Here is a 24,278-nt window from a genome sequence, read left to right as displayed (position 1 = left end):
ACCCAACCCGTGCGCGGCGAAAGGCTTGAACGAGCCTAAACCAACCAAAAGCCAGCTATTCGTTTTGGTCGACACACGCCGTAGCCAACCACGTATTGGTTGAGACACCAACGTCACCGTCAATACTGCTTAGTTGAACTATAGTTTCGGTGCCATTATCCGCTTCAAATCGCGCATCGACATTCGAAATGCGCCTGACGCCGGATCGAAAAGTTATTACGTTTGTATCCGGGAGGCCTTTTTCGATTTGGACTTGCTGAACCAGTTGCGCAAATTCATCGACGCCCCCCTCAAACTCCCGCCTGACAGCCAAGACCCTGTTTTCGCAAACGTAAAGATCGGCATCGACCCCAACGATCAGCCAAATCCTTTTCAAGTCGTCGTGTATTGGGCGAAGGGTCCACCCATTTGAACTCGCGTGGGCATGAGCCTGCTCCAGAGTGCCACCAAGCTCAAACCCCAAAAGCAAGTCTTCCGCATTCAACATCGTAGTAGAAGAGAACAAAGCTATAAGCGCCGAGAGAGCTGATGATTTATTCGGCATGAACGGGCTTCCTCTTCACCTACAAGTAAGCAACTTTTTAGGCTGGGAACTGAATGGCGGCAATGTAGCTTTGTCCCCCTTGCTGACTTCGGAACGTCGAACGGTAGCCGTCTGCTTAGTCTGCGACTTCGCAAGCTAGGCTCCTTGAGTGGCGACAGGTCCCGGTGTGCCCCCTGATCCCAGCTCAGCCCAAAAACTGGTTGCTGTAAAAAAGTCCGTAAATCACTGCAAAAAAGTCCGTCACGCTACAGTCACGCTACAATGGGAAACCACGCCCTCCCCTGCTGATGGGAAATCATGGGCGGTATGGGAAACCATGGTCCAAGCATAGCTCCCAGCGAAAACGAATCACATCAAACCATGGGATTCAGGGCTTTCTACACTCAAGCTTGCCAAAAATAGAGAACATAAGAGAAACAAAATCCACCTGCCCGCTTTTGACAGAAGGAAATGCGGGAAAACAGAGGAAGTTTTTCGCGGCAACAATGAGGCATATATATGGTGTGGATGCGCGACCATGACCCCACATCCTGCAAAAATCCTCTTTTGAGCTCTTGAACAGCTTCGCAAGATGCGACTCAAAACACCGATTCCCACAAGAACTCCTCAAAAATCCCTTGCAGGGCCATGCATTCCCATAGTATCCCTAATTCATCGGATGAAGACGGAGAGCACGGGGCACAAAACGACCCCAACGTCAAAATACGGCAGGTTTCATACAGGCCTTCGCTTTCATCACAAAGAGAGATCCGGCGCGCGGGCGAGCAGACATCCCCCCAGGTGGCGCGCGCAGTCGGACACCCCGCACAGCGGGTCAAGGTGGCGGGTTGATCAGTGGCAGCGGATCAACCCGCCCCTTTTAGTTTCAGGCCCCGCGTTCAGGAGGAACCGGGGAAAGCGCGGGACGCGAGAAAGGGCGGCACATTGGGTCGCAGGTTCAGAGGCGAGAGCCACCATAAGGTGGACAGCAAGGGGCGGGTGTCTATCCCGGCCTCTTTTCGCCGTGTGCTTGAGGCCTCTGATCCGAACTGGCAGCCCGGTGACGCCCCCGAGCTGGTGATCGTCTACGGCGATCAGCGCCGCCAATACCTTGAATGCTACACCATGGAAGCCATTGAAGAGGTCGACGCCAAGATCGCCGCCCTGCCCCGTGGCTCCAAGGGCCGCAAGATCCTTGAGCGCATGTTCAACGGCCAGTCGCTGCCGACCACCGTGGACGAGACGGGCCGCCTTGTGCTGCCCGCAAAACTGCGCCAAAAGATCGACCTCGATGGCGAGGCCTTCTTTATCGCCTCTGGTGACACCTTCCAGATCTGGAAGCCCGAGACCTACGAAGAGGTCGAGATGGCCGAAGCCGAGAAGATGATGGAAGACCTGCCCGAAGACTTCGACCCCCTTGAATTCCTAGACGGCGCCGGAGGCGCATAACCCATGACGGACCGCACCGCTGCTCCCTCCGGTCCCCATGTTCCTGTCCTGCTGAAACCGCTTCTGGAGGCGGTGGCGCCGGTCACGGGCCGCTGGCTTGATGGCACATTCGGCGCCGGAGGCTACACCAAGGGCCTTTTGGCGGCAGGTGCCGAGCAGGTCATTGGCGTCGACCGTGACCCGCTGGCCTTCGAGATGGCGCAGGATTGGGCCGAGGAGTATGGCGCGCGCCTGGTTCTGCAACAGGGCGTGTTCTCGCGCATGGATGAATACGCCTCTGATCTGGATGGCGTGGTGCTGGATCTTGGGGTCTCCTCGATGCAGCTGGATCTGGCAGAGCGCGGTTTTTCCTTTATGAAGGACGGCCCGCTGGACATGCGTATGTCGCAGGATGGGCCGTCGGCCGCGGATCTGGTGGCAGAGCTGGCCGAGGTGCAACTCGCTGATATCCTTTACAGTTTTGGCGAAGAGCGCGCCTCGCGCCGGATTGCCAAGGCGATCGTGCGGGAACGTGCGCTGGAGCCGATCACCACCACCCTGCGTCTGGCCGAAATCATCGAGGGCTGCCTGCCGCGCCCCAAACCCGGTCAGTCGCACCCGGCGACCCGCAGCTTTCAGGCGCTGCGCATCGCGGTGAATGGCGAATATGAGGAACTGATGGGCGGGCTCTTGGCCGCAGAACGGGCGCTCAAACCCGGCGGGCTGCTGGCGGTTGTGACCTTCCATTCGGTCGAGGACCGCATGGTTAAACGCTTCTTCCAGCACCGTGCCAATAAGACCGGCAATGCCAACCGTTTTGCGCCCGCAATGGAAGAACAGCCCAGCCAGTTTGAGCTGGTGACCCGCAAGGCCGTTGGCCCCGACAAGGACGAGCTGGCGCAGAACCCGCGCTCGCGCTCGGCTCTGTTGCGCGTGGGCCGTCGCACCGATGCCGCTCCAGTGGAGATCACCGCCAAAGAGCTGAGCATGCCGCAGTTGAAAGAGACGCGCTGATGAGAACCCTTGCCTACATGATGACGATCCTCGCGGTCTTTGGTCTGGCGTTCTGGGCCTACCGTGAGAATTACGCCACCCAGCAGGTGCTGAAGGAAACGCGCGTTTTGCGGGGCGATATTGCCTCTGCTCAGGTGCGTCTGAGCGTGCTGCGTGCGGAATGGGCTTATCTCAACCGTCCCGACCGCCTGCGTGATCTGGCGGAACTGAATTTTGAAAGCCTCGGCCTTCTGCCCCTGCGCCCGGAACAATTTGGCCGTGTGGATGAGGTCTCCTTCCCACCCTCCGGTCTGGTCATCGAAGAGGGCGTCGAAGTGTCGGCCTATGGACAGGAAGCAGACGAATGATCCGCACGCCACTGCGCCCCCTCGCCCGTATTCTGCCCGCACGTGCCCGTGGCGAAAACCCCGACCTGATCGAGCGTGAAAACATCGCCCAGCGTCACAGCGACATGGAAGCCCGCGCCCGGACCCGCGCGGAAGGCCGCCTGCTGGTGCTCGCGGCGTTCTTTGTCTGCGCCTATGTGGCGATTGGCGGGCGTATGGCGGTGATGGCCACATCGGAACCTGCGGAGCCCGTCTCGGTCGGGGGTAGCGCCATTGCCAACCAGCGCGCCGATATCGTGGACCGTGAGGGCCGCATCCTTGCCACCAACTTTGAGACCTTCTCGCTTTACGCGCAGCCACCGCAAATGGTCGATCCGCTGGATGCCGCCGATAAGCTGGTGTCGATCTTCCCGGATCTGGACCGCGAACGCCTCGTTAAGGACTTCACAGGAAGCCGTAAGTTCCTGTGGATAAAAAAGAAAATCAGCCCTGAGCAGATGCAGGCGGTACATGATATTGGCGACCCCGGCCTGATGTTCGGCCCGCGTGAGATGCGCCTTTATCCCAATGGCAAGCTGGCCTCCCATGTGCTCGGTGGGGCCTCCTTTGGCAAAGAAGGCGTGAATGCCGCCGAGGTGATCGGCGTTGCGGGTGTGGAAAAGCAATTCGACGACTACCTGCGCGACCCTGCCAATGGCGGCAAGCCGCTGGCCCTGAGCCTTGATCTGTCCATTCAGGACGCCACCGAAGAAGTGCTCTATGGTGGCATGAAGCTGATGAACGCCAAGGGTGCGACTTCGATCCTGATGGATGTCTACACAGGCGAGGTGATCTCGGTTGCGTCGCTGCCCGATTTTGATCCCAACGAGCGCCCGCGCCCGCCCACCTCTGGCTTTGATCCGTCGGAAAGCCCGCTTTTCAACCGCGCGGTTCAGGGGGTCTATGAGCTGGGCTCCACCTTTAAGATCTTTACCGCGGCGCAAGCGATGGAGCTGGGGCTGGTCAATCCGGACACCATCATCGACATTCGCGGTCCGCTGCGCTGGGGCAAGTTCTCCATCCGTGATTTCAGCAACTACGGCAAAGAGTTGTCGGTGACGCGCATTATCGAGAAATCCTCGAACATCGGCACCGCGCGCCTTGCCCAACAGATCGGCACCGAACGCCAGCGCGCTTTCCTTGACCGTCTCGGTATGCTCAAGGCGACGCCGTTTGAGATCGTCGAAGCCTCTGGCGGCCAGCCTTTGCTGCCCAAGAACTGGTCGGAGCTTTCGACCATGACCATCTCTTATGGCCACGGTATTTCCACCACGCCGATGCATCTGGCGGCGGGCTATGCGGCGCTTGCCAATGGCGGGCGTCTCGTGCAGCCCACGATCCTGAAACAGAACGGCCCTCAGATGGGCGAGCGCATCGTCAGCGAAGACGTCGCGCGCGCCTCGCTCGATATGCTGCGCGGCGTTGTCAGCAGCGGCACGGCCTCGATGGCGGATGTGTCTGGCTATAGCGTCGGCGGCAAGACCGGGTCTGCCGACAAGCCCAAGCCGATGGGCGGCTATTACAAAGACAAGGTGATCGCCACCTTTGCCGCCGTCTTCCCCACCGATGAGCCCAAATATGTGCTGATCGTGACGCTGGACGAGCCGGAGATCATTGCCCTCGACAAGGACCGCCGCACTGCGGGTTGGACGGCTGCCCCGGTGGCCGGCGAGATGATTGCGCGCCTCGCGCCGCTCCTTGGCCTCAGACCGCAGATTGAACCTGCCCCTGTCACTGGTGTAACCCTCACCTCAAATTAACAGGTGGGGACGCCATGACCGAAAGACCAGCGCTAAAGCTCAGCCAGTTGGGACTGACCGCAAGGGCGGGGATGGACCCGCAGATCACAGGGCTTGCGGTGGACAGCCGCGAGGTGCAGCAGGGCTTTGTTTTTGCGGCCCTTCCCGGCTCTCGTGTGCATGGTGCAAAATTCGTCGATCAGGTGCTCGATCAGGGCGCGGTTGCGATTCTCACTGACACAGCAGGGGCCGAGATCGCAGGCGAGGCAATCGCCCGCGCAGGCGCGGCGCTTGTGGTCGCAGAAGACCCGCGTCAGGCGCTTTCGGGGGCAGCGGCCCTGTGGTTCGGCGGGCAACCGCCGGTGATGGCGGCGGTGACGGGCACCAATGGCAAGACCTCCGTGTCGACCTTCCTGCGGATGATCTGGACCGAGTTGGGCCATCAGGCGGTGAACCTTGGCACCACCGGCATTGAGGGCGCATGGTCGCACCCGCTCGCCCATACCACGCCCGAGCCGATCACGCTGCATCGTGCGCTTGCAGCGGCAGCCGAGGCCGGTGTAACCCATGCGGCGATGGAAGCCTCCTCGCATGGGCTGGACCAGCGACGTCTGGACGGCGTGCAACTGTCGGCGGCGGGGTTTACCAACTTCACCCAAGACCATCTGGACTACCATGAGACCTTCGAGGCCTATTTCGCCGCCAAGGCAGGTCTGTTCCGCCGGGTTCTGTCCGAAGATGGCGTGGCCGTTATCAATATGACCGATCCCAAAGGTGCGGAGATGCGCGCCATTGCCGCCGCGCGCGGTCAGGAGATTATCACCGTGGGCCGGGGACTTGGCGATATTGCTCTGATGGGGATGCGGGTTGATGCCACCGGGCAGGACATCCGGTTCACATGGCATGACCGCCCCTTTGCCAAACGGCTGAACCTCATTGGCGGCTTTCAGGCGGAGAACGTGCTGGTGGCGGCAGGGCTTGCGATTGCCAGCGGCGAAGACCCCGTGCAGGTCTTTGACACCCTCCCCCACCTCAGCACGGTTCGTGGCCGTATGGAACTGGCGGCAACGCGCGAAAACGGTGCCACGGTGTTTGTGGACTATGCCCACACCCCCGATGCGATTGCGACAGCGATCAAGGCATTGCGCCCGCATGTTCTGGGACGTCTGGTGGCCATCGTCGGCGCAGGTGGAGATCGCGATGCGACCAAGCGCCCGTTGATGGGACAGGCCGCGCATGAAAACGCCGATGCGGTCATCGTCACCGATGACAACCCCCGTTCAGAAGATCCCGCCGCGATCCGCGCGGCCGTCATGGGCGGTGCGCCGGATGCGCTCAATGTCGGTGATCGCGCCGAAGCAATCCTGCGCGGTGTCGACATGCTGGAGCCGGGTGATGCGCTCCTGATCTGCGGCAAGGGTCATGAGAGCGGCCAGACCATTGGCACCGATGTGCTGCCCTTTGACGATGTCGAACAAGCCAGCATGGCCGTCGCCGCACTGGACGGGAGAATGGTATGAGCCTCTGGACCTCTGCAGATGCCGCTGCCGCCACCGGGGGGCGTGCGACCTCCGACTGGGCAGTGGACGGCATCTCGATTGACACCCGCACCCTTGCGCCCGGGGATCTCTTTGTCGCGCTCAAGGCCGCGCGCGATGGGCATGACTTTGTCGCGCAGGCACTGGCCAAGGGCGCAGGCGCTGCACTGGTCTCACATATCCCCGAGGGCGTCGCGGAAGGTTCACCCCTCTTGGTGGTCGATGACGTACAGGCCGCACTTGAGGCCTTGGGTCGTGCGGGGCGTGCCCGCACCAAGGCGCGTGTGGTGGCGGTGACCGGGTCGGTCGGCAAGACCTCCACCAAGGAAATGCTCGCCGCGATGCTCGCGCCGCAAGGGCGCACCCATGCGGCGGTGGCCAGCTATAACAACCACTGGGGCGTGCCTTTGACACTGGCGCGGATGCCTGCGGACACGGAATTCGCGGTGATCGAGATCGGCATGAACCACCCCGGCGAGATCGCACCGCTGTCGCGTCAGGCCCGCCCGCATGTGGCGCTGGTGACGACCGTGGCCGCCGTGCATCTTGAGGCCTTTGAGAATGTGGCCGGGATCGCCCGTGAAAAGGCCGCCATCATTGAAGGGCTGGAGCCGGGCGGCATCGCGGTGCTGAACGCCGATCTGGACGAAACCCCGGTGCTGCGCGCGGTGGCAGAGGCCGCAGGCATCGAGACCCGCTGGTTTGGCCAGAACGCCGACGCCTATCGCCTCAAGGACGCAGAGCTCGACGGGGATATCACCCGCGCGCATCTGTCGCTGGCCGGGCGCGACGTCACCGCCGACATTCAATCGCTTGGCACGCATTTTGCCATGAACGCCACCGGTGCGCTGGCATCGGTGCTGGCGCTTGGCGGCGATCTTGATCTGGCGCTGGCCGGGCTGGCGGGATGGTCGCCGGTCAAAGGGCGCGGCGCGCGGTTCAGTGTGGATCTGCCCTCGGGGCCGGTGACGGTGCTGGATGATGCCTATAACGCCAACCCGACCTCGATGGCCGCAGCACTGACGGTGCTGGCTGCCACCCCCGCCACGGGCCGCAGGATCGCCTATCTGGCCGATATGAAAGAGCTTGGCCCGCAAGAGGCCGCGTTGCACGCCGCCCTCGCCGCGCATCCTGCACTGGACAGCATCGATCAGGTCCATTGCATCGGCCCCCTGATGAAACACCTCTTTGACGCGCTGCCCGCGACCAAGCGTGGCACATGGGTCGAGACCTCCGCCGAGGCCGCCGCCGCCCTGCCCGCCCATATCAGCGGCGGCGATGCGGTGCTGGCAAAAGGGTCGCTGTCGATGGCGGTGGCGCGCGTGGTTGACGCGATCCGGGAAATCGGTCAAGGCAACCCACCTTCGTGAATCGTAAAGATAGACCACATTAAAACAGGAACCGCACTGGAATGCTCTATTGGTTGACCGCACTGTCGGACGGGGGGGATTTCTTTAACCTCTTCCGCTACATCACCTTCCGCGCAGGCGGAGCCTTCCTGACCGCGCTGATCTTTGGCTTTGTCTTTGGCAAGCCCCTGATCAATGTGCTGCGCAAGCGGCAAGGTAAGGGCCAGCCGATCCGCAATGACGGCCCGGAGGCGCATCTTGCCAAGGTCGGCACCCCCACCATGGGCGGGCTGCTGATTGTAGGGGCCTTGCTGTTTTCGACCCTTGTCTGGGCGCGCTGGGACAACCCGTTTGTGTGGCTGGTGCTGTTTGTGACGCTGTCGTTTGGCCTCATCGGGTTTGCCGATGATTATGCCAAGGTTTCAAAACAAAACACCAAAGGCGTGCCCGGCAAGGTGCGGCTGCTGCTCGGTTTCCTGATTGCAATCGTCGCCGCGCTCTGGGCGAGCTGGAACCACCCGGCGGAGCTGCAAAACCAATTGGCGATGCCGATTTTCAAGGACGTTTTGCTGAACCTTGGCTATCTCTATGTGCCGTTCTGCATATGCGTGATCGTGGGCGCGGCCAATGCGGTGAACCTGACCGATGGTCTGGACGGGCTGGCCATTATGCCGGTGATGATCGCGGCCGGAACGCTTGGCATCATCGCCTATGCGGTTGGTCGTGTTGACTTTTCCGAATATCTCGACGTGCATTACGTGCCGGGCACCGGTGAGATCCTGATCTTCACCTCTGCGCTCTTTGGCGGGGGTCTTGGGTTCCTGTGGTACAACGCCCCGCCTGCGGCGGTGTTCATGGGCGACACCGGATCGCTGGCCTTGGGTGGCGCGCTGGGGGCGATTGCGATCTCGACCAAACACGAGCTGGTGCTGGCCATTGTCGGCGGTCTTTTTGTGGTCGAAGCGCTGTCGGTGATCATTCAGGTGCTCTACTTCAAACGTACTGGCAAACGGGTGTTTTTGATGGCGCCGATCCATCACCACTATGAGAAAAAAGGCTGGGCGGAGCCGACGATCGTGATCCGCTTCTGGATCATCTCGCTGATCCTCGCAATGATCGGTCTGGCGACGCTGAAGGTGCGCTGAGCCACGCCAAAGGGACGCTTGTGGCCTGAGCCGCAGCGTCTGATTAACATCTGAGCTATGAAAGCCGCGCGGGGGAAACCTTGGCGCGGCTTCTCTTATAAAGGATGACGGCGCCGCCATAGGGACGGAGCATCGGCTGACCCCGAAAGGTCAGATCCTGTGAGCCTCAATCGGACCCGCCCTGCACCCAATGAGGGGGTGGTCTCTGGGGGCCGGTCTCCTGTGATATGTCGCGACACCCGCCAGCATAGGGCAACGGGGTGAAAACACCCTGAGCAGAGCGCGCGGTGGGGGCGCAACGGCGGAGGACCTGTTACGGGTTTTCTTCTCGCCGCTTGCGCTGAAAAAACGCCACACGGGACCGGACGCCGCTGTTGGGATCGTCTTCAAGCCCCGCGACCAGCGCGTCCAATGTGTGCGCCATCTTGCGATCATGGCGCAAAGCGATCATCCCATCGAGCGCATGTTTGCGCACGATACTCGCGCGATCGGTCACAGCTCTTTGCAACAGCCCGAGGACGTCGGCATCGACCGTGATGTCCCGGCTCTGGAATTGCAGTTCCATACGAGAGCGCCCCGAAGGTTTGTCGATCCAGACCTTTCGGCGCTGAGGCAAAGGCCATCTGGCCTTGCCCGACAATAAGGTCTGAAGCGCCATCGCCCGGATATGCGGTTGGTGGGCTGTGCGAAAGATCCGCTCAAGCTGGGGGTCGATCTTGGGGGTTTTGCACAGTTCCCGAAACACGACCGTGAGGGCCGCACTCTCGGACTGAATCACATCGTCAACTAGGGCGCTGGCCACGTCGTCTCTTTGGGCGAGTGCCGTGATCATCTCTGGCCCCGCCTGCGACCAGCGCCCCCAACTGGCGATCCGTGGGAGGGCCGCCTTTAGGGCCGGGACGATGACGTCTGCAGAGGTCTGAGGCAGTACGCGTGCCCGGGCCTCGTGGGCCGCCTCACGCACCTCAGGCACCCAATCATTTGTGCGCCAGAACAGGGCGTAGATGCATCCCGAAGCGCCGACTGAACCGTCAAGCTGTTTGAGTGCCGCTTCGCGCACATATCCATCGTGATGCAAGATGAAGATCTGCGCCAAATCTGGAATCTGTTGCAGCGCCTCAATGTCCCTGTCGCGCAGACGCGCCAATCGCGCGTCATTCGTTTCGCCTCGATGTAAAAATGTATCGAAGCTAAAAACGGACATCTGCAAAAGCTGCACAGAGAGTGAATTCTCCAGTTGCGAGATTTGGTCATACGATGACCAATTCAGGAGAGCTTGCATCCCTCTTTCTTTGATACGTTCATACCTGCGGGCGTTCACAGAACCTATTGCGGGCGTACCCTTGGCTTTCTGCCTCCACCATGACCAGACCATTCGGACCACCATCCGCGCCTCTCCCTGACTATTTACGCCATGCCGCCTTCGACCAGTCCCTTGGCGATGCGCGCGTAGGCCTCGGCCATGACGCCCTCTCCGGCGGCGATGGGCGTGCCGTTGTCGCCTGCCAGCCGGGTCTCCAGATCAATCGGCAAGGCCCCAAGGAGCGGCAGGCCCAGGTCCTTGGCTTCTGCCGCGACGCCGCCGTTGCCAAAAATATTATGGGTGCCGCCGCAATCGGGGCAGGTAAAGAACGACATATTCTCAATGAGCCCCAGCACCGGGGTTTTGAGCGTGTTGAACATATCGAGCGCCTTGCGGGCATCCAGAAGGGCGACATCCTGCGGGGTGGAGACCACGATGGCGCCTGACAGTTCAGCCTTGGTGCAGAGCGTAAGTTGCACGTCCCCCGTGCCCGGCGGCAGGTCGACGATCAACACATCCAACTCGCCCCAGTTCACCTGCCCCAGCATCTGCTGGAGCGCGCCCATCAGCATCGGCCCGCGCCAGACTACGGCCTTGCGCTCCTCGACCATAAAGCCAATCGACATCACCGTGACCCCATGGGCATGGAGCGGCTCGATGGTGGTGCCGTCGGGGCTGGCCGGACGGCCAGAGACCCCCATCATGCGCGGCTGGGACGGCCCGTAGATATCAGCGTCCAAGAGCCCGACCTTGCGCCCCTGCCGGGCCAACGCCACCGCGAGATTGGCGCTGACGGTGGATTTGCCAACGCCGCCTTTGCCCGAGGCCACCGCGAGGATGCGCCCGACCCCCGAAGGTTTCATCGGCGCGGCCTGCGGTTTGGGGTGACCGCCGAGTTTAAGGCTGGGGGCGGCTTTTTGCGGCGCGGGGCCGTGGGCTGTCAGCACCACCGAGACCTCCTCGACGCCGGGCAGCTCTTTCACGCAGGCCTCCGCGGCGCGGCGCAGGGTTTCCATCTGGGCGGCCATCTCTGGCGAGGGGGCCTCAATCACGAATCTCACCGTGCCACCCTCGATACTGAGGGCGCGCAGCATGTCGCGCGACACCAATGTGCCCCCGCCCGGAAGCGCAAGACGGTCCAATGCGGTGCGAATCTCTTCCTTGGTGACGGACATGGGGGAAACTCCTGTTTTGTGCCAAATTCGGGGCCGTGACAGATATAGGCATGCGATGTCCGCCTGCCCAAGCGTCAAATTGCCCGCATGGGCACGCAGGCGACCATTTGTTGCCCGTGTATACATCAATCTGAAAGATTGTCGCTCAGCCATTGGGCAAAAGTAGAAAAATATCGTATCTACCCATGCACTTGCTGCATAGCAGAATTGTCCATTCCCCGGATTGTGCATTTGCAGCATTTCATTATCTTAAGGATCAACAGAGACACAGACAGTCAGTCGGGCACACGGTCCGGACGACACATAAGCGAGACGAGACGATGGCAATTCTGAACACGATCCATGCACCCAAATCCTTCACCACCGGCGGTGTGACCGGGATGATTGAGGCTGCTCGTGCCCGCTTTGCGCAATATCGCGTCTATCGCAAGACGCTGAGCGAGCTGGGCGAGCTGAGCAACCGAGAACTGGCGGATCTGGGTCTCAACCGCTCCATGCTGAAGCGCATTGCTCTTGAAGCTGCGTACGGCGAGGTTAAGTAAAGAACAAACGAGATCAGGTCCTTTCTCCTCCTCCCTTAAGGGCCTGTCCTACGCGGTGGCATCCTCCTCCTCCCTGATGCCACCGCACCTAATACCGGCGAGAGCCGGAACCAGATGCACCGGGTTTCCTCCTCCCTTTTAACCCGGTGTTTGACAGAACGGCGGTGCCCTCTCCTCCTCCCTGGGCGCCGCCGTTTCCTGTTGTGGGGAGGCAAGTTTCCTAGTGTGCTCTTGTGATGCTGCGCGGGGTCTGACGGGCCTCCCCTTCCAACCCACATTGCACGCGCGCGCCATCTGCCCAGAGTTTATTCAGACATCATTCTGCGCCGCACCGGCAGCGCTGTGACGGCAGATTGTGTTACGCTGCTGGTGGTCATGCAAGCCGACCACCTTGGGCATCCAATGGGCATCGAATTCCATCAAGGCTGAACAGTTTAGCTGACACCTTCCGAATTGCCGCAAGCGGACACATGTGCTTAGACGGTTGGGGGGTAAGCGGACGAAGCCGACCTTCGCATTCACACTGACCCCGGCAGATCACTCGGAAACCGAACATGCTGCAGTAGTTCAATCACTTCCCCAGCGGGGCCTTCAAAGATCGCATTTTGTACGCTCACCTCAGGTTGGCCAAGTCCAAGATTTTCAGGGCCATGCAGATGCGTAGCGCCAACTTCGACGATTCGCGCGCATGCTTTCTCCAAGTCATTTACCGTCAGGCAAATATGCGCGAGTGCGCCCGTCGCGATAGCTTGGCCAACTTTCGCGCCCCTGCCCTGCATCGGGATACCTGCCTTAAGGTCGAAAATCTCGATCCAGCTTTTAGTGTCGGCCGCTTGCATCATAACGGCACGATCAATCCCATAATCCGGCAGTGTCCACTCATGCACCTGCCGGAAACCCAGTGCTTCGTAGAACGTGATCGAACGCTGCAAATCTGGGGTACGCATGGCAAAATGGTGAAATCCGACAAACAGTTGTTCAGTCATACTCTCGTCTCCATATTACGGGAGATCGGTATCCAGCCCTAAGGTCCCATGAACAAGCCTGACAATTTTGACAGAGGGTCTCGTACACCCGCTACGACACAAGAGCGAAATCGCGCGAACCTGCACCAATGGTGTGATCTTGCGGTTGGTATGCAAACCATTCGAGGACAGTGGAAAGCATCTATTCTTATGGCGCTCTCGGAAGCTGAGAGTGATATACCAGCTCTGCAAGGTCGTCTCGCCGTGGCGGACCGAAGGGTGGTTGTCCGAGCGTTGCGCGAACTTGAGGAAGATCGTCTTATTGAACGTTTGGCTGGTGGCACCCGGTACTCCCTGACATCTGACGGAAGCCAGATAATTGAAATTCTGGGGGATATTGCCCGATGGCAGAGGGCTCGCAGCAAAACTGGTACCTGAGTTGACCGGCATTAAGAGCTCTCTACCGACCTTCGCCGCACGCGCCCCAACGTCAGCATTGGCGGTGATTGCTCAGGAATGTCGGTCCTCACTGAACATACCTGTCGATTTCCGCTGCGCATGGACGATCAGATTGCTGTCGGACAGCAGTCACGCCACGCGTCATAATGCAGCTGATAGGCGCTTTGATTTCATCCGAAAGGTTGCATCTCGGGGATGGCCGGATCGGATCGCCTTAGGCGATCCGACCGCCTCATGTTGCAGTGATGCGTTCAGAACGGGATGTCATCGCTGGCGGAGACAAACCGGGCGACCACTTTTTTGGTGCCCGCTTTTTCGAAATCCACCTCCAGCTTGTCGCCTTCCATACCGATGATGGCGCCGTAGCCGAATTTCTGATGAAACACCCGTTCGCCAATGGTGAAGCTTGAGGTGGCGGTCAGATCAATAATCTGTGCATCGCTCTTGCGGGGCTTGGAGTAGCCGCGCTCTGCCGTGCGCGCCTGCATGCGTTTCCAGCCGGGCGAATTATACCCATCCGCATTGCTCATCCGTTCTTCGATGGTGGAGCGCACCGGGGGCTCTGCCGCAGAGGGCGCCGCCGCGCCATAGCCGCCACCATAAAGGCCCGGAGGTGTCAGCACCTCCACATGCTCTTCGGGCAGCTCGTCAATGAAACGCGAGGGCAATTGCGACTGCCACTGGCCAAACACCCGCCGGTTGCCCGCAAAGGAGATCGTGCAAACCTCCTCGGCGCGGGTGATGCCCACATAGGCCAGGCGGCGTTCCTCTTCGAGGCCCTTGAGGCCGCTTTCATCCATCGAGCGTTGCGACGGAAACAACCCATCCTCCCAGCCCGGCAGGAACACTGCGGGAAACTCCAGCCCCTTGGCGGCATGCAGCGTCATGATCGACACTTTTTGCTCGGCGTCTTGCTTGTCATTGTCCATCACAAGGCTGACGTGTTCGAGGAACCCTTGCAGATTGTCGAAGTTTTCCAGCGCCTTGACCAGTTCCTTGAGGTTTTCAAGCCGTCCGGGGCTATCCGGGTTCTTGTCCGCCTGCCACATGGCGGTATAGCCGCTCTCATCAAGGATGATCTCGGCCAGCTCAACATGCGAGACCTCCGTGCGAGCCTGAAATTCCTCAAAGCTCTGCACGCCCTCAAGAACCGCATCCTCGTCACCGTCGTTCGGGATCACGGCGCGGGTCATCTGCCCCCAGCGGGCGATGTTTTCAACGAGGCGGCGCAGGGCGGCCCCGCCCTTGCCCTTGATGAGACCTTCCTCGACCGCGAGACGCGCGCCTTCAATAAGGGAGACGCCGTTTTCGCGCGCCACCATTTGAATGGTCTGCTGTGCCTTGTCGCCAAGGCCGCGTTTGGGCGTGTTGACGATACGCTCAAAGGCCAGATCATCCTCGGGCGAGATCACCACGCGGAAATAGGCCATGGCATCGCGGATTTCCAACCGCTCGTAAAAGCGCGGACCGCCGATGACGCGGTAGGGCAGACCGATGGTCAGGAACCGGTCCTCAAAGGCGCGCATCTGATGCGAGGCGCGCACGAGGATCGCCATTTCATTGAGGCCATACTGGCGCATACCACGGGTGCCGCGCTGCATCGCCTCGATTTCTTCACCGATCCAGCGGGCCTCTTCCTCGCCGTCCCAATGGCCGATCAGGCGGACCTTTTCGCCGCCCGTCGCTTCGGTCCAGAGTTCCTTGCCCAAGCGGCCCTCATTGCCGCGAATGACGCCGGAGGCGGCGGAAAGGATATGTTTGGTGGAGCGGTAGTTCTGCTCCAGCCGGATCACCTTAGCGCCGGAGAAATCCTTTTCAAACCGCAGGATATTGCCCACTTCGGCGCCGCGCCAGCCGTAGATCGACTGGTCGTCATCGCCGACGCAGCAGATGTTTTTATGCCCCGAGGCCAAGAGCCGCAGCCAGAGGTATTGGGCGACGTTGGTATCCTGATATTCGTCCACGAGGATGTAGCGGAACCAGCGGTGGTATTGCGCCAGCAGGTCCGGGTTATTCTGGAAAATCTCAACGCAGTGCAGCAGCAGGTCGCCAAAATCGACCGCGTTCAGCTCTTTGAGGCGGGTCTGATACTGATCGTAAAACTCGGTGCCGCGATGATTATAGGCCGCCGCATCCCCTGCGGGCACCTTGGCAGGCGTCAGCGCGCGGTTTTTCCAGTCGTCGATGATGTTGGCCAGCATCCGCGCGGGCCAGCGCTTGTCGTCGATGCCTGCCGCAGAGATGAGCTGTTTCAGCAGGCGGATCTGGTCGTCCGTGTCCAGAATGGTGAAGTTGGATTTCAACCCCACCAGCTCCGCGTGACGGCGCAGGAGCTTAACGCAGATCGAGTGGAAGGTGCCGAGCCATGGCATGCCCTCGGCGGGTTGGCCAAGCATGCGGCCCACGCGTTCCTTCATTTCGCGGGCGGCCTTGTTGGTGAAGGTCACCGCGAGGATCTCGTTGGTGCGCGCCCTGTTGGTGGTCAACAGATGCACGATACGGGTGGTCAGCGCCTTGGTCTTGCCAGTGCCCGCGCCCGCCAGCATCAGCACCGGGCCGTCCAGCGTTTCCACCGCCTCGCGTTGGGCGTCGTTGAGGCCCTCCATATAGGGTGTGGGGCGCGCAGCCATGGCGCGGGCGGACAGCGATGCGCCCTCAAAGGCGTCCATTTCGTCAAATGTGCTCATGCGGCGATCCTAACCTGTTTCACAGTGGACGGGAAGAGGTCTGTTCATGCTCCGTTCCGCGCAAACTCCGATACGGCCTGATGGTGCTGCGCCCCCACTCCGTAAGGCGCATAGCAGCACGGGGGTGCGAAATAAAGCGGGGCCATGTCCCGCCATCGCAGCATGCAGATGGTCCAAAGGATAGGCGCTCTGAGCCAAAGCAGCGCGCGCTGTTCCCATGCCAGAGGCAAGTGACGGCAAACACCGCCTATACTGAACGCAGCACCACAATGGTGTAAAACAGGCGGAGAACGCACGCCATGCGCAGAATAATGTACCTAAGTCGCGCCAGCAGCACCATGACAGCAGAGAAAGCCGCTGCCATTGCTGAAAAGTCGCGCCGCAAGAACGAGAGCCTCGGCATCACCGGGGTTTTGGCGCTTGAGGATGGGGTGTTTCTGCAAATCCTCGAAGGGCCGGATATGGCGGTGGCCCAGCGCTTTGACGCGATCCGCGGAGATTTCCGCCATCAGGCGTTTATTACGCTGTCGGACGGGCCAGTCCAGTCGCGCTGTTATCCGGACCAGCCGATGCAAATTGTGGTACCGGAAGAGTTGCCACAAGATGCGCGGGAGGCGCTGCTGTCGCTTTATGATCTGGCACCGAAAGCGCCGCCTAAAACCCTGAGGCACCTTCTGCCCTCGTTCACTCAGTGAGCTTTGCCAGTCACCTTATCCAGTGATCGGAGCGCCGCGCGGCCAGGTCTTTTTTGCCAGCCCCCGAAATCCTGTGCCAGATGCGCAACCGCTGGACATGCGCAGCATTCTGGGAACAATGGCCGCATGAATTTGGATCAACGTTTCCCCGGCCTCGATGATCTGCGCGCCAAGGCCCGCGCGCGCCTGCCCCGCTTTGTCTGGGAGTATCTCGACAGCGCCACCGGGCGAGAAGCCACGCAGGCACGCAATCGCCGCTGTCTTGACCGGATCGGGCTGATGCCTGCGATCTTGGGTGGGCCGCAGGAGGTGGACCTGAGCACCACGCTCTTTGGCACCAGACTGCCGCGCCCCTTTGGCATTGCGCCGGTGGGGATGTCGGGGTTGATCTGGCCCGACGCCGAGGGTCATCTGGCCCGTCATGCGGCGGCGACCCAGATCCCCTATGGGCTCTCGACAGTGGCGAGCCAAAGCCCCGAGGATCTAGCCCCGCATCTGGGCGAACAGGGCTGGTTTCAGATGTATCCGCCCAAAGATGAGGGCATCCGCAAGGACATGTTGGCACGCGCCCGCGCGGCCGGGTTCAAGGTCTTAGTGCTGACAGTTGATGTGCCGGTGGCCTCGCGCCGGGAACGGCAAGTGCGGTCGGGGCTGACACAACCACCCCGGCTGACCCCGCGCCTGCTGGCACAGGTGGCGATGCGCCCCACATGGGCGCTGGGGATGGCGCGGCAGCATCGCGGTGATGGCGGCATGCCGCATATGCGCACGCTGGACAAATACATCGAGGGCGCGGCCTCGGCGCTGTCGTCGACCGCGCATATTGGCTATTTGCTGCGCACCGCGCCCGATTGGGATTACCTGCAGTGGCTGCGCGATCATTGGGAGGGGCCGCTGGTGGTCAAGGGCGTGCTGGATGCGCGCGACGCGCCCCGGCTGGAGGCGGCAGGGGTTGATGCGATCTGGATCTCCAACCACGCGGGCCGTCAGTTTGATGCGGCCCCTGCCCCGATTGAGGTGCTGGAAGAGATGCGCGCCGCCACCCACCTGCCGCTGATCCTCGATAGCGGCATTGAGGGCGGGCTGGATATCCTGCGCGCCATGGCGCTGGGGGCGGATTTTGTGATGCTGGGACGGGCGTGGCACTATGCGCTTGCAGCATTGGGAGCCGCGGGACCGGCGCATCTGCATGACATCCTGAGCAAGGATCTAATCGCCAATATGGGACAGCTGGGCATCAGCACGCTGGCTGAGCTGCGCGACCTCAGGCGGCTGCATCTGGACTAAGCGCGAAAAAGTTGAGGCGCGATCCTCGCCCAAGGACCGCGCCTCCCCCGCCTATCCCCCCCGGGTCAGACTGGTTGTTATGGGTGTCGCGCTGACGCGCCCGACCTTATGCCGCCAGCAATTGTTTAAAGCTGGCCAGGAAGTCGCGCACCACTTGGCGCACCGTCAGATCGCGACCGCGCAGGGCGCTGTTGATCGGCAGCAAGGCACGCAGCGGGGCGATATTCTCGCCGCCCAGTAGCGGCAGTGCTTCGGGTGTCTCATGCACAAAAACCCAGTCTTTGAAGGCGCGCATCTGAATGTCGCGGGCCTGCAGCACCTCGAAATCGCGGTGGCGCGGATCGTCCTGAATTTTCTGGGCGCGGCGGCGGATTGCGGTCTCGTCGCCTTCGAGAATGTGCAGGAACCGGCCCTGATGCGCCACCAGCATGCCGGTCAACCCGGCCTTGCGGTTGTTGCGATGACACGCCCCCGCGATATCCGCGATCTGCTGCGCGGAGAGATCCTGAGAAGCGGTGCTGACAAAAACGAAGCGGTACATCTTTTGGGTTCCTTGGTGTGGTAGAACGAAGACCCTGCTTTGCGGTGGTCGTTGAGGATCGCGTTTTGCTGATCCGGTGCTGTTGATTAAAATTTATCCGAAATTCGCAAGAACAGAAGCACTATCCTAAAGAGTGGTTAACGCGCCAAAAGCTCAGGTTGAAAATGCTGCACTGCAAAAAAATGCGTGCGCTGGAGCCGTGGGGTGGCTACAACATCGCCAGCCCGCCTTCCCAAACGGCTTTCCGTGGCGGCAAAAACCGGGAGGTCCCGGCCAATGTTTCGCATTTCGGCAGCCTCATGCGCCGAAATTCAAGAATAAGGGACGCAAGTGAGCGCAATCATGCCGCAGATACCCAGAACCACGGATGGTCTGCGTGTCATACAGCCGTTACCACTTGCCCAACCTAGCAAGACCTCGGGGGAGAGATGACTGAGTTCAACAAAATCCTGATTGCCAACCGTGGTGAGATCGCCATCCGTGTGATGCGCGCCGCCAACGAGATGGGCAAACGTACCGTTGCTGTCTATGCGGAGGAGGACAAACTGGGCCTGCACCGCTTTAAGGCGGATGAAGCCTACCGCATTGGCGAGGGCCTCGGCCCGGTTGCCGCTTACCTGTCGATCGATGAGATCATTAGCGTCGCCAAGGAATGCGGCGCGGATGCGATCCATCCCGGCTATGGCCTGTTGTCGGAAAACCCCGATTTTGTGGATGCCTGCGCGCGCAATGGCATCACCTTTATCGGCCCGAAGGCGGAAACTATGCGCGCCCTTGGCGACAAGGCATCAGCCCGTCGCGTGGCGGTAGAGGCTGGCGTTCCGGTCATTCCCGCCACCGAGGTGCTGGGTGATGACATGGACGCGATCCGCAAGGAAGCGGCAGAGGTCGGCTATCCCCTGATGCTCAAGGCGAGTTGGGGCGGCGGCGGACGCGGCATGCGCCCGATCCACTCGGAAGACGAGCTGGAAGAGAAGGTTCTGGAAGGTCGCCGCGAGGCCGAAGCCGCCTTTGGCAATGGCGAAGGGTATCTCGAAAAGATGATCACCCGCGCCCGTCACGTCGAGGTGCAGATCCTTGGCGACAAGCACGGCGAGATCTATCACCTGTTTGAGCGCGACTGCTCCGTGCAGCGCCGCAACCAAAAGGTCGTGGAACGCGCGCCTGCGCCCTATCTGACGGATGCGCAACGGGAAGAGATCTGCGATCTGGGCCGCAAGATCTGCCAACATGTGAACTATGAATGTGCGGGCACCGTCGAATTCCTGATGGATATGGAGACGGGCAACTTCTACTTCATCGAGGTGAACCCGCGGGTGCAGGTGGAACACACCGTCACCGAAGAAGTCACCGGCATCGACATCGTGCAGGCGCAGATCCTGATTGCCGAGGGCAAGACCCTCGCAGAGGCCACCGGCAAGGCCAGCCAGGGCGATATCACCCTCAACGGCCACGCGCTGCAAACCCGGGTGACCACCGAAGATCCGCTCAACAACTTCATTCCAGACTATGGCCGCATCACCGCCTATCGCTCGGCCACCGGCATGGGCATCCGTCTGGATGGCGGCACCGCCTATGCGGGCGGGGTGATCACGCGCTATTACGACAGCCTGCTGACCAAGGTGACGGCCAAAGCGCCGACACCGGAGAAAGCCATCGCCCGTATGGACCGCGCGCTGCGTGAATTCCGGGTGCGCGGTGTCAGCACCAACATCGCCTTTGTCGAGAACCTGCTGAAGCATCCGACCTTCCTGTCGAATGAATACACCACCAAGTTCATCGACGAGACGCCGGAGCTGTTCCAGTTCGCCAAGCGCCGTGACCGGGGCACCAAGGTGCTGACCTATATCGCGGATATCTCCGTCAACGGTCACCCGGAAACCGAGGGCCGCGCCGCGCCGCATCCCGACCTGAAGGAGCCACGCGCGCCCAAGGTCGACAAGGGCAACCTGCCCTATGGCACCCGTAACCTGTTGGAACAAAAGGGTGCCAAGGCGGTCGCGGACTGGATGAAGGCGCAGCGGCAACTGCTGCTCACCGACACCACCATGCGCGATGGGCACCAGTCCCTGCTGGCCACCCGCATGCGCAGCCATGACATGATCAAGGTCGCGCCGGCCTATGCGCAGAACCTCAGCCAGCTGTTCTCGGTCGAGTGCTGGGGCGGGGCGACGTTCGATGTGGCCTATCGCTTCTTGCAGGAATGCCCGTGGCAACGTCTGCGCGACCTGCGCGAGGCAATGCCGAACCTGATGACGCAGATGCTGCTGCGCGCCTCCAACGGGGTGGGTTACACCAACTATCCCGACAACGTGGTGCAGTTCTTCGTCAAGGAAGCCGCCAAAGGCATCGACGTTTTCCGTGTGTTTGACAGCCTCAATTGGGTCGAGAACATGCGCGTCGCCATGGACGCGGTGGTCGAGAGCGGCAAGATCTGCGAAGGCACCATCTGCTACACTGGCGACATCCTTGATCCCGAACGGGCCAAGTATGACGTGAAATACTACGTCGGCATGGCCAAGGAGCTGGAAGCCGCAGGCGCGCATGTGCTGGGCCTCAAGGACATGGCGGGTCTGTTGAAACCGGCCTCTGCCAAGCTGCTGATCAAGGCGCTGAAGGAAGAGGTCGGCCTGCCGATCCACTTCCACACCCATGACACCTCTGGCATTGCGGGCGCGACCATTCTGGCGGCGGCGGATGCGGGCGTTGATGCGGTGGATGCGGCAATGGATGCCTTCTCTGGCGGCACCTCGCAGCCCTGTCTGGGGTCCATCGTGGAGGCGCTGAAGAACACCGACCGCGACACCGGTCTGGACATCGGCAACATCCGCGAAATCTCGGAATACTGGGAAAACGTGCGCGCGCAATATGCAGCGTTCGAGAGCGGCCTGATGGCCCCGGCCTCCGAGGTCTATCTGCACGAGATGCCCGGTGGCCAGTTCACCAACCTCAAGGCACAGGCGCGCAGCCTTGGTCTGGAGGAGCGCTGGCACGAGGTCGCCCAGACCTATGCCGATGTGAACCAGATGTTTGGTGACATCGTCAAAGTGACGCCTTCGTCCAAGGTGGTGGGCGACATGGCGCTGATGATGGTCTCTCAGGGCCTGACCCGCGCGCAGGTCGAGGACCCGAAGTCCGACGTCTCCTTCCCCGACTCGGTGGTGGACATGATGCGCGGCAACCTCGGCCAGCCTCCGGGCGGGTTCCCCGAAGGCATCGTCAAGAAGGTGCTGAAGGGCGAGGCCCCCAATCTGGAACGCCCCGGCGCGCATCTGGAGCCTGTCGACATTGAAAGCACCCGCGCGGAGCTGTCCAAAGAGCTCGAAGGCTTCAAGGTCGATGATGAGGATCTGAACGGCTATCTGATGTATCCCAAGGTGTTCCTGGATTACATGGGGCGCCACCGCCAGTACGGCCCGGTGCGGTCCCTGCCGACACGGACGTTCTTTTACGGCATGGAGCCGGGCGACGAGATCACCGCCGAGATTGACCCCGGCAAGACGCTGGAGATCCGCCTGCAAGCCATTGGTGAGACCGATGAACAGGGCGAGGTGAAGGTGTTCTTTGAACTGAACGGCCAGCCGCGTGTCATCCGGGTGCCCAACCGTCTGGTGAAATCCTCCACCGCGCAGCGCCCCAAGGCCGAGGTCGGCAATGCCAACCACGTCGGTGCGCCGATGCCCGGTGTCGTGGCCTCCATTGGGGTGCAGGTGGGCCAGCCGGTGCATGAGGGCGACCTTCTGCTGACCATCGAGGCGATGAAGATGGAAACCGGCCTGCATGCTGAGCGCGACGCGGTGGTGAAAGCCGTGCACGTCCAACCCGGCGGTCAGATCGACGCCAAGGATCTGCTGGTCGAGCTGGAGTAAACCAGCGCGTCCACATCCAGACGCAGACCACTGATACAGAATGCAAAGAGGGGCGGCCAAAGACCGCCCCTCTTCTTTTAAGCGCGTGTACCGATCAGAACCGGTAGGAGGCGCGCAATTGTACTTTGTCCGTATCAAGATCTGCGCCCGCGACGCCGCCAGCATCGCTAAAGTCGCTCTTGGTGTATTCAAGACCCACGCTGAACCGCTCGCTGACGAGGTATTCCGCGCCCACACCATAGGTGAACCCGTTCTCAGAGATATCTGCGCCACCCGAGGCAAGCGACAGATGCGACACACCTGCGGTCACGTAGGGCATGAACCGTCCCAGATCCATACCGGCACGGGCGCGCAGCGAGGTCAGATCGCCATCACCGCCATTGTCGCCGCTGATGTCGTTATACATCAACTCACCGCCAAGCACGTAGCGGCCGAAGTCGTGGTTATACCCGCCGTGCACACCAAAGGCGTCGAAATCCTCAGATGCAGAGGCACCGCCCAGCGACAGATCCGCTTCGCCCTGACCGTATTGCAGACCGCCGTAAAAGCCGGTCCAGTCAGTGTCCGGTGCAGCCGTTACCACAGGTGCGGGCGGGGTCGGCACGGGTTCGACGACCGGTTCTTCCAGATTGCCCGCCACAGCAGCGGAGGCCGAGATCGACAGGGTAGATGCTAGAATGATGCGCTTCATGATGTTGTCTCCATTTTATTGCAGCCTTTCGCTGTGTGCAGAACATGGTCTGTTGCCGGACGGGGACAACCACTGCGCCCGTACTTCCCAACCCCAAGCGCAAAGCCGGTATAAAATTGCCATTTTCCCAGATCTGCCTGTGCATATTCCTGCCGTTCACGCAGCTGTGTGCGCATCCCTATGGAACCTTTTGGCCCACCGCTTATCGCCTGCCGCATTATGGCAAACCGCCGTGGGATGCGCTGAAATTGCCCCACCCCGCATTTTCCGCTTGCAGCCTGCGACGAGATTTCCTAAATCCCGCTCACTGAATGGCAGCGCGGGCGTAGCTCAGGGGTAGAGCATAACCTTGCCAAGGTTAGGGTCGGGCGTTCGAATCGCCTCGCCCGCTCCATTCGGAACCGAAAAGGCCGCATCTTCGGATGCGGCCTTTCGCTTTTCCCTCTGGCCGCCTGCGCTCCGCACCAAGACCCAGAGGCGTGCCAACAAATTCACCCAATTCTCAATTTTTCTCTTGCAGCCTGTGACGGGATTGCCTAAATCACGCCTCACCGAATGGCAGCGCGGGCGTAGCTCAGGGGTAGAGCATAACCTTGCCAAGGTTAGGGTCGGGCGTTCGAATCGCCTCGCCCGCTCCATTCGAAATCGAAAAGGCCGCATCTTCGGATGTGGCCTTTCGCTTTTCTGGCGCCTCATCCCGCATCCCCCGCCCCTGACGAAACACAGAAGTTTTTGCAGCAATGCGCAAATTTTCCGCTTGCAGCCTCTGGCGGGATTGCCTAAACCCCGGCTCACCAAATGGCAGCGCGGGCGTAGCTCAGGGGTAGAGCATAACCTTGCCAAGGTTAGGGTCGGGCGTTCGAATCGCCTCGCCCGCTCCATTTGGAACCGAAAAAGCCGCATCACCCGATGCGGCTTTTCGCTTTTCAGAACAGGCGCTTGTGATTTTTGATCAAAATCCTT

General features: G+C 60.9%; 19 protein-coding genes and 3 tRNA genes. 15 read left to right on the top strand and 7 right to left on the bottom strand.

Going from position 1 to position 24,278, the window contains the following annotated elements:
• Window positions 1-55 precede the first annotated feature (55 nt).
• Entirely contained in the window at window positions 56-544 is a 489-nt protein-coding gene (locus QNI81_RS03850) for a hypothetical protein (RefSeq protein WP_283967419.1), read from the bottom strand.
• A gap of 924 nt (window positions 545-1,468) precedes the next feature.
• On the opposite strand from QNI81_RS03850, the gene mraZ reads away from it, so the two are divergent.
• The 7 genes from mraZ to mraY are packed head-to-tail and all read left to right on the top strand — an operon-like array spanning window position 1,469 to window position 9,101.
• On the top strand, window positions 1,469-1,972 hold the full coding sequence (gene mraZ, locus QNI81_RS03845) for a division/cell wall cluster transcriptional repressor MraZ (protein ID WP_074712538.1): 504 nt from the start codon (window positions 1,469-1,471) through the stop codon (window positions 1,970-1,972).
• Between the two features lie 3 nt (window positions 1,973-1,975).
• On the top strand, window positions 1,976-2,965 hold the full coding sequence (rsmH, locus tag QNI81_RS03840; protein WP_283967418.1) for a 16S rRNA (cytosine(1402)-N(4))-methyltransferase RsmH: 990 nt from the start codon (window positions 1,976-1,978) through the stop codon (window positions 2,963-2,965).
• Window positions 2,965-3,312 carry a cell division protein FtsL gene (gene ftsL / locus QNI81_RS03835; RefSeq protein WP_046002861.1) on the top strand — a complete coding sequence of 116 codons (348 nt, stop codon included), beginning with the start codon at window positions 2,965-2,967 and terminating at the stop codon, window positions 3,310-3,312. The genes rsmH and ftsL overlap by 1 nt, the downstream gene beginning before the upstream one ends.
• The gene (locus QNI81_RS03830) at window positions 3,309-5,090 is read left to right on the top strand and encodes a peptidoglycan D,D-transpeptidase FtsI family protein (RefSeq protein ID WP_065322715.1); all 1,782 of its coding nucleotides are present in this window, start codon (window positions 3,309-3,311) and stop codon (window positions 5,088-5,090) included. Before ftsL ends, QNI81_RS03830 begins: the two co-directional genes overlap by 4 nt.
• 14 nt (window positions 5,091-5,104) lie before the next feature.
• Entirely contained in the window at window positions 5,105-6,589 is a 1,485-nt protein-coding gene (locus tag QNI81_RS03825; protein WP_283967417.1) for a UDP-N-acetylmuramoyl-L-alanyl-D-glutamate--2,6-diaminopimelate ligase, read from the top strand.
• Window positions 6,586-7,977: a UDP-N-acetylmuramoyl-tripeptide--D-alanyl-D-alanine ligase gene (locus QNI81_RS03820; RefSeq protein WP_283967416.1), complete on the top strand. Its 1,392-nt coding sequence runs from the start codon at window positions 6,586-6,588 to the stop codon at window positions 7,975-7,977. The genes QNI81_RS03825 and QNI81_RS03820 overlap by 4 nt, the downstream gene beginning before the upstream one ends.
• A gap of 41 nt (window positions 7,978-8,018) precedes the next feature.
• Entirely contained in the window at window positions 8,019-9,101 is a 1,083-nt protein-coding gene (gene mraY, locus QNI81_RS03815; RefSeq protein WP_005639991.1) for a phospho-N-acetylmuramoyl-pentapeptide-transferase, read from the top strand.
• Between the two features lie 313 nt (window positions 9,102-9,414).
• On the opposite strand, the gene QNI81_RS03810 is transcribed toward mraY, so the two are convergent.
• Window positions 9,415-10,305, bottom strand: a complete 891-nt coding sequence (locus tag QNI81_RS03810; protein ID WP_283967415.1) for a hypothetical protein — start codon at window positions 10,303-10,305, stop codon at window positions 9,415-9,417.
• A gap of 203 nt (window positions 10,306-10,508) precedes the next feature.
• Window positions 10,509-11,579: an Mrp/NBP35 family ATP-binding protein gene (locus QNI81_RS03805; RefSeq protein WP_126136577.1), complete on the bottom strand. Its 1,071-nt coding sequence runs from the start codon at window positions 11,577-11,579 to the stop codon at window positions 10,509-10,511.
• Window positions 11,580-11,899: 320 nt separating this feature from the next.
• On the opposite strand from QNI81_RS03805, the gene QNI81_RS03800 reads away from it, so the two are divergent.
• A complete protein-coding gene (locus QNI81_RS03800; protein WP_005653679.1) occupies window positions 11,900-12,121 on the top strand; it encodes a DUF1127 domain-containing protein in 222 nt (73 codons plus the stop codon).
• 518 nt (window positions 12,122-12,639) lie between these two features.
• Here the strand turns inward: QNI81_RS03800 and QNI81_RS03795 are convergent.
• Window positions 12,640-13,107, bottom strand: coding sequence for a VOC family protein (locus QNI81_RS03795; RefSeq protein WP_219231167.1), 468 nt, complete (start codon window positions 13,105-13,107; stop codon window positions 12,640-12,642).
• Window positions 13,108-13,155: 48 nt separating this feature from the next.
• Between QNI81_RS03795 and QNI81_RS14765 the strand changes: the two genes are divergently transcribed.
• Window positions 13,156-13,524 carry a winged helix-turn-helix transcriptional regulator gene (locus QNI81_RS14765; protein ID WP_503010641.1) on the top strand — a complete coding sequence of 123 codons (369 nt, stop codon included), beginning with the start codon at window positions 13,156-13,158 and terminating at the stop codon, window positions 13,522-13,524.
• Window positions 13,525-13,796: 272 nt separating this feature from the next.
• Here the strand turns inward: QNI81_RS14765 and QNI81_RS03790 are convergent, their stop codons facing one another.
• The gene (locus QNI81_RS03790) at window positions 13,797-16,232 is read right to left on the bottom strand and encodes an ATP-dependent helicase (RefSeq protein WP_283967414.1); all 2,436 of its coding nucleotides are present in this window, start codon (window positions 16,230-16,232) and stop codon (window positions 13,797-13,799) included.
• A 338-nt stretch (window positions 16,233-16,570) separates the two neighbouring features.
• Here QNI81_RS03790 and QNI81_RS03785 point away from each other — a divergent pair, with 338 nt between their 5' ends.
• Together QNI81_RS03785 and QNI81_RS03780 are read left to right on the top strand one after the other, a co-directional pair.
• Window positions 16,571-16,927: a BLUF domain-containing protein gene (locus QNI81_RS03785; RefSeq protein ID WP_283967413.1), complete on the top strand. Its 357-nt coding sequence runs from the start codon at window positions 16,571-16,573 to the stop codon at window positions 16,925-16,927.
• Between the two features lie 126 nt (window positions 16,928-17,053).
• On the top strand, window positions 17,054-18,214 hold the full coding sequence (locus QNI81_RS03780; protein WP_283967412.1) for an alpha-hydroxy acid oxidase: 1,161 nt from the start codon (window positions 17,054-17,056) through the stop codon (window positions 18,212-18,214).
• A 106-nt stretch (window positions 18,215-18,320) separates the two neighbouring features.
• Here QNI81_RS03780 and QNI81_RS03775 read toward each other — a convergent pair whose 3' ends face one another.
• Entirely contained in the window at window positions 18,321-18,755 is a 435-nt protein-coding gene (locus QNI81_RS03775; protein WP_005652383.1) for a BLUF domain-containing protein, read from the bottom strand.
• A gap of 428 nt (window positions 18,756-19,183) precedes the next feature.
• On the opposite strand from QNI81_RS03775, the gene QNI81_RS03770 reads away from it, so the two are divergent.
• A complete protein-coding gene (locus tag QNI81_RS03770) occupies window positions 19,184-22,624 on the top strand; it encodes a pyruvate carboxylase (RefSeq protein ID WP_283967411.1) in 3,441 nt (1,146 codons plus the stop codon).
• A 94-nt stretch (window positions 22,625-22,718) separates the two neighbouring features.
• Here the strand turns inward: QNI81_RS03770 and QNI81_RS03765 are convergent, their stop codons facing one another.
• Window positions 22,719-23,315, bottom strand: coding sequence for an outer membrane protein (locus QNI81_RS03765; protein ID WP_009176361.1), 597 nt, complete (start codon window positions 23,313-23,315; stop codon window positions 22,719-22,721).
• A 319-nt stretch (window positions 23,316-23,634) separates the two neighbouring features.
• Between QNI81_RS03765 and QNI81_RS03760 the strand changes: the two genes are divergently transcribed.
• From QNI81_RS03760 to QNI81_RS03750, 3 genes are all read left to right on the top strand, one after another.
• Window positions 23,635-23,709 (top strand) — tRNA-Gly (locus QNI81_RS03760).
• A 169-nt stretch (window positions 23,710-23,878) separates the two neighbouring features.
• Window positions 23,879-23,953: transfer RNA gene (locus QNI81_RS03755), tRNA-Gly, on the top strand.
• 168 nt (window positions 23,954-24,121) lie between these two features.
• Window positions 24,122-24,196 (top strand) — tRNA-Gly (locus tag QNI81_RS03750).
• Window positions 24,197-24,278: the final 82 nt, after the last annotated feature.

Origin of the sequence: Tritonibacter sp. AK171 (assembly GCF_030127025.1) — a bacterium.
Lineage (GTDB): Bacteria > Pseudomonadota > Alphaproteobacteria > Rhodobacterales > Rhodobacteraceae > Epibacterium > Epibacterium mobile.
Note: the sequence above shows the minus strand (reverse complement) of the source record. Positions and strands in the feature narration are given on the sequence as shown.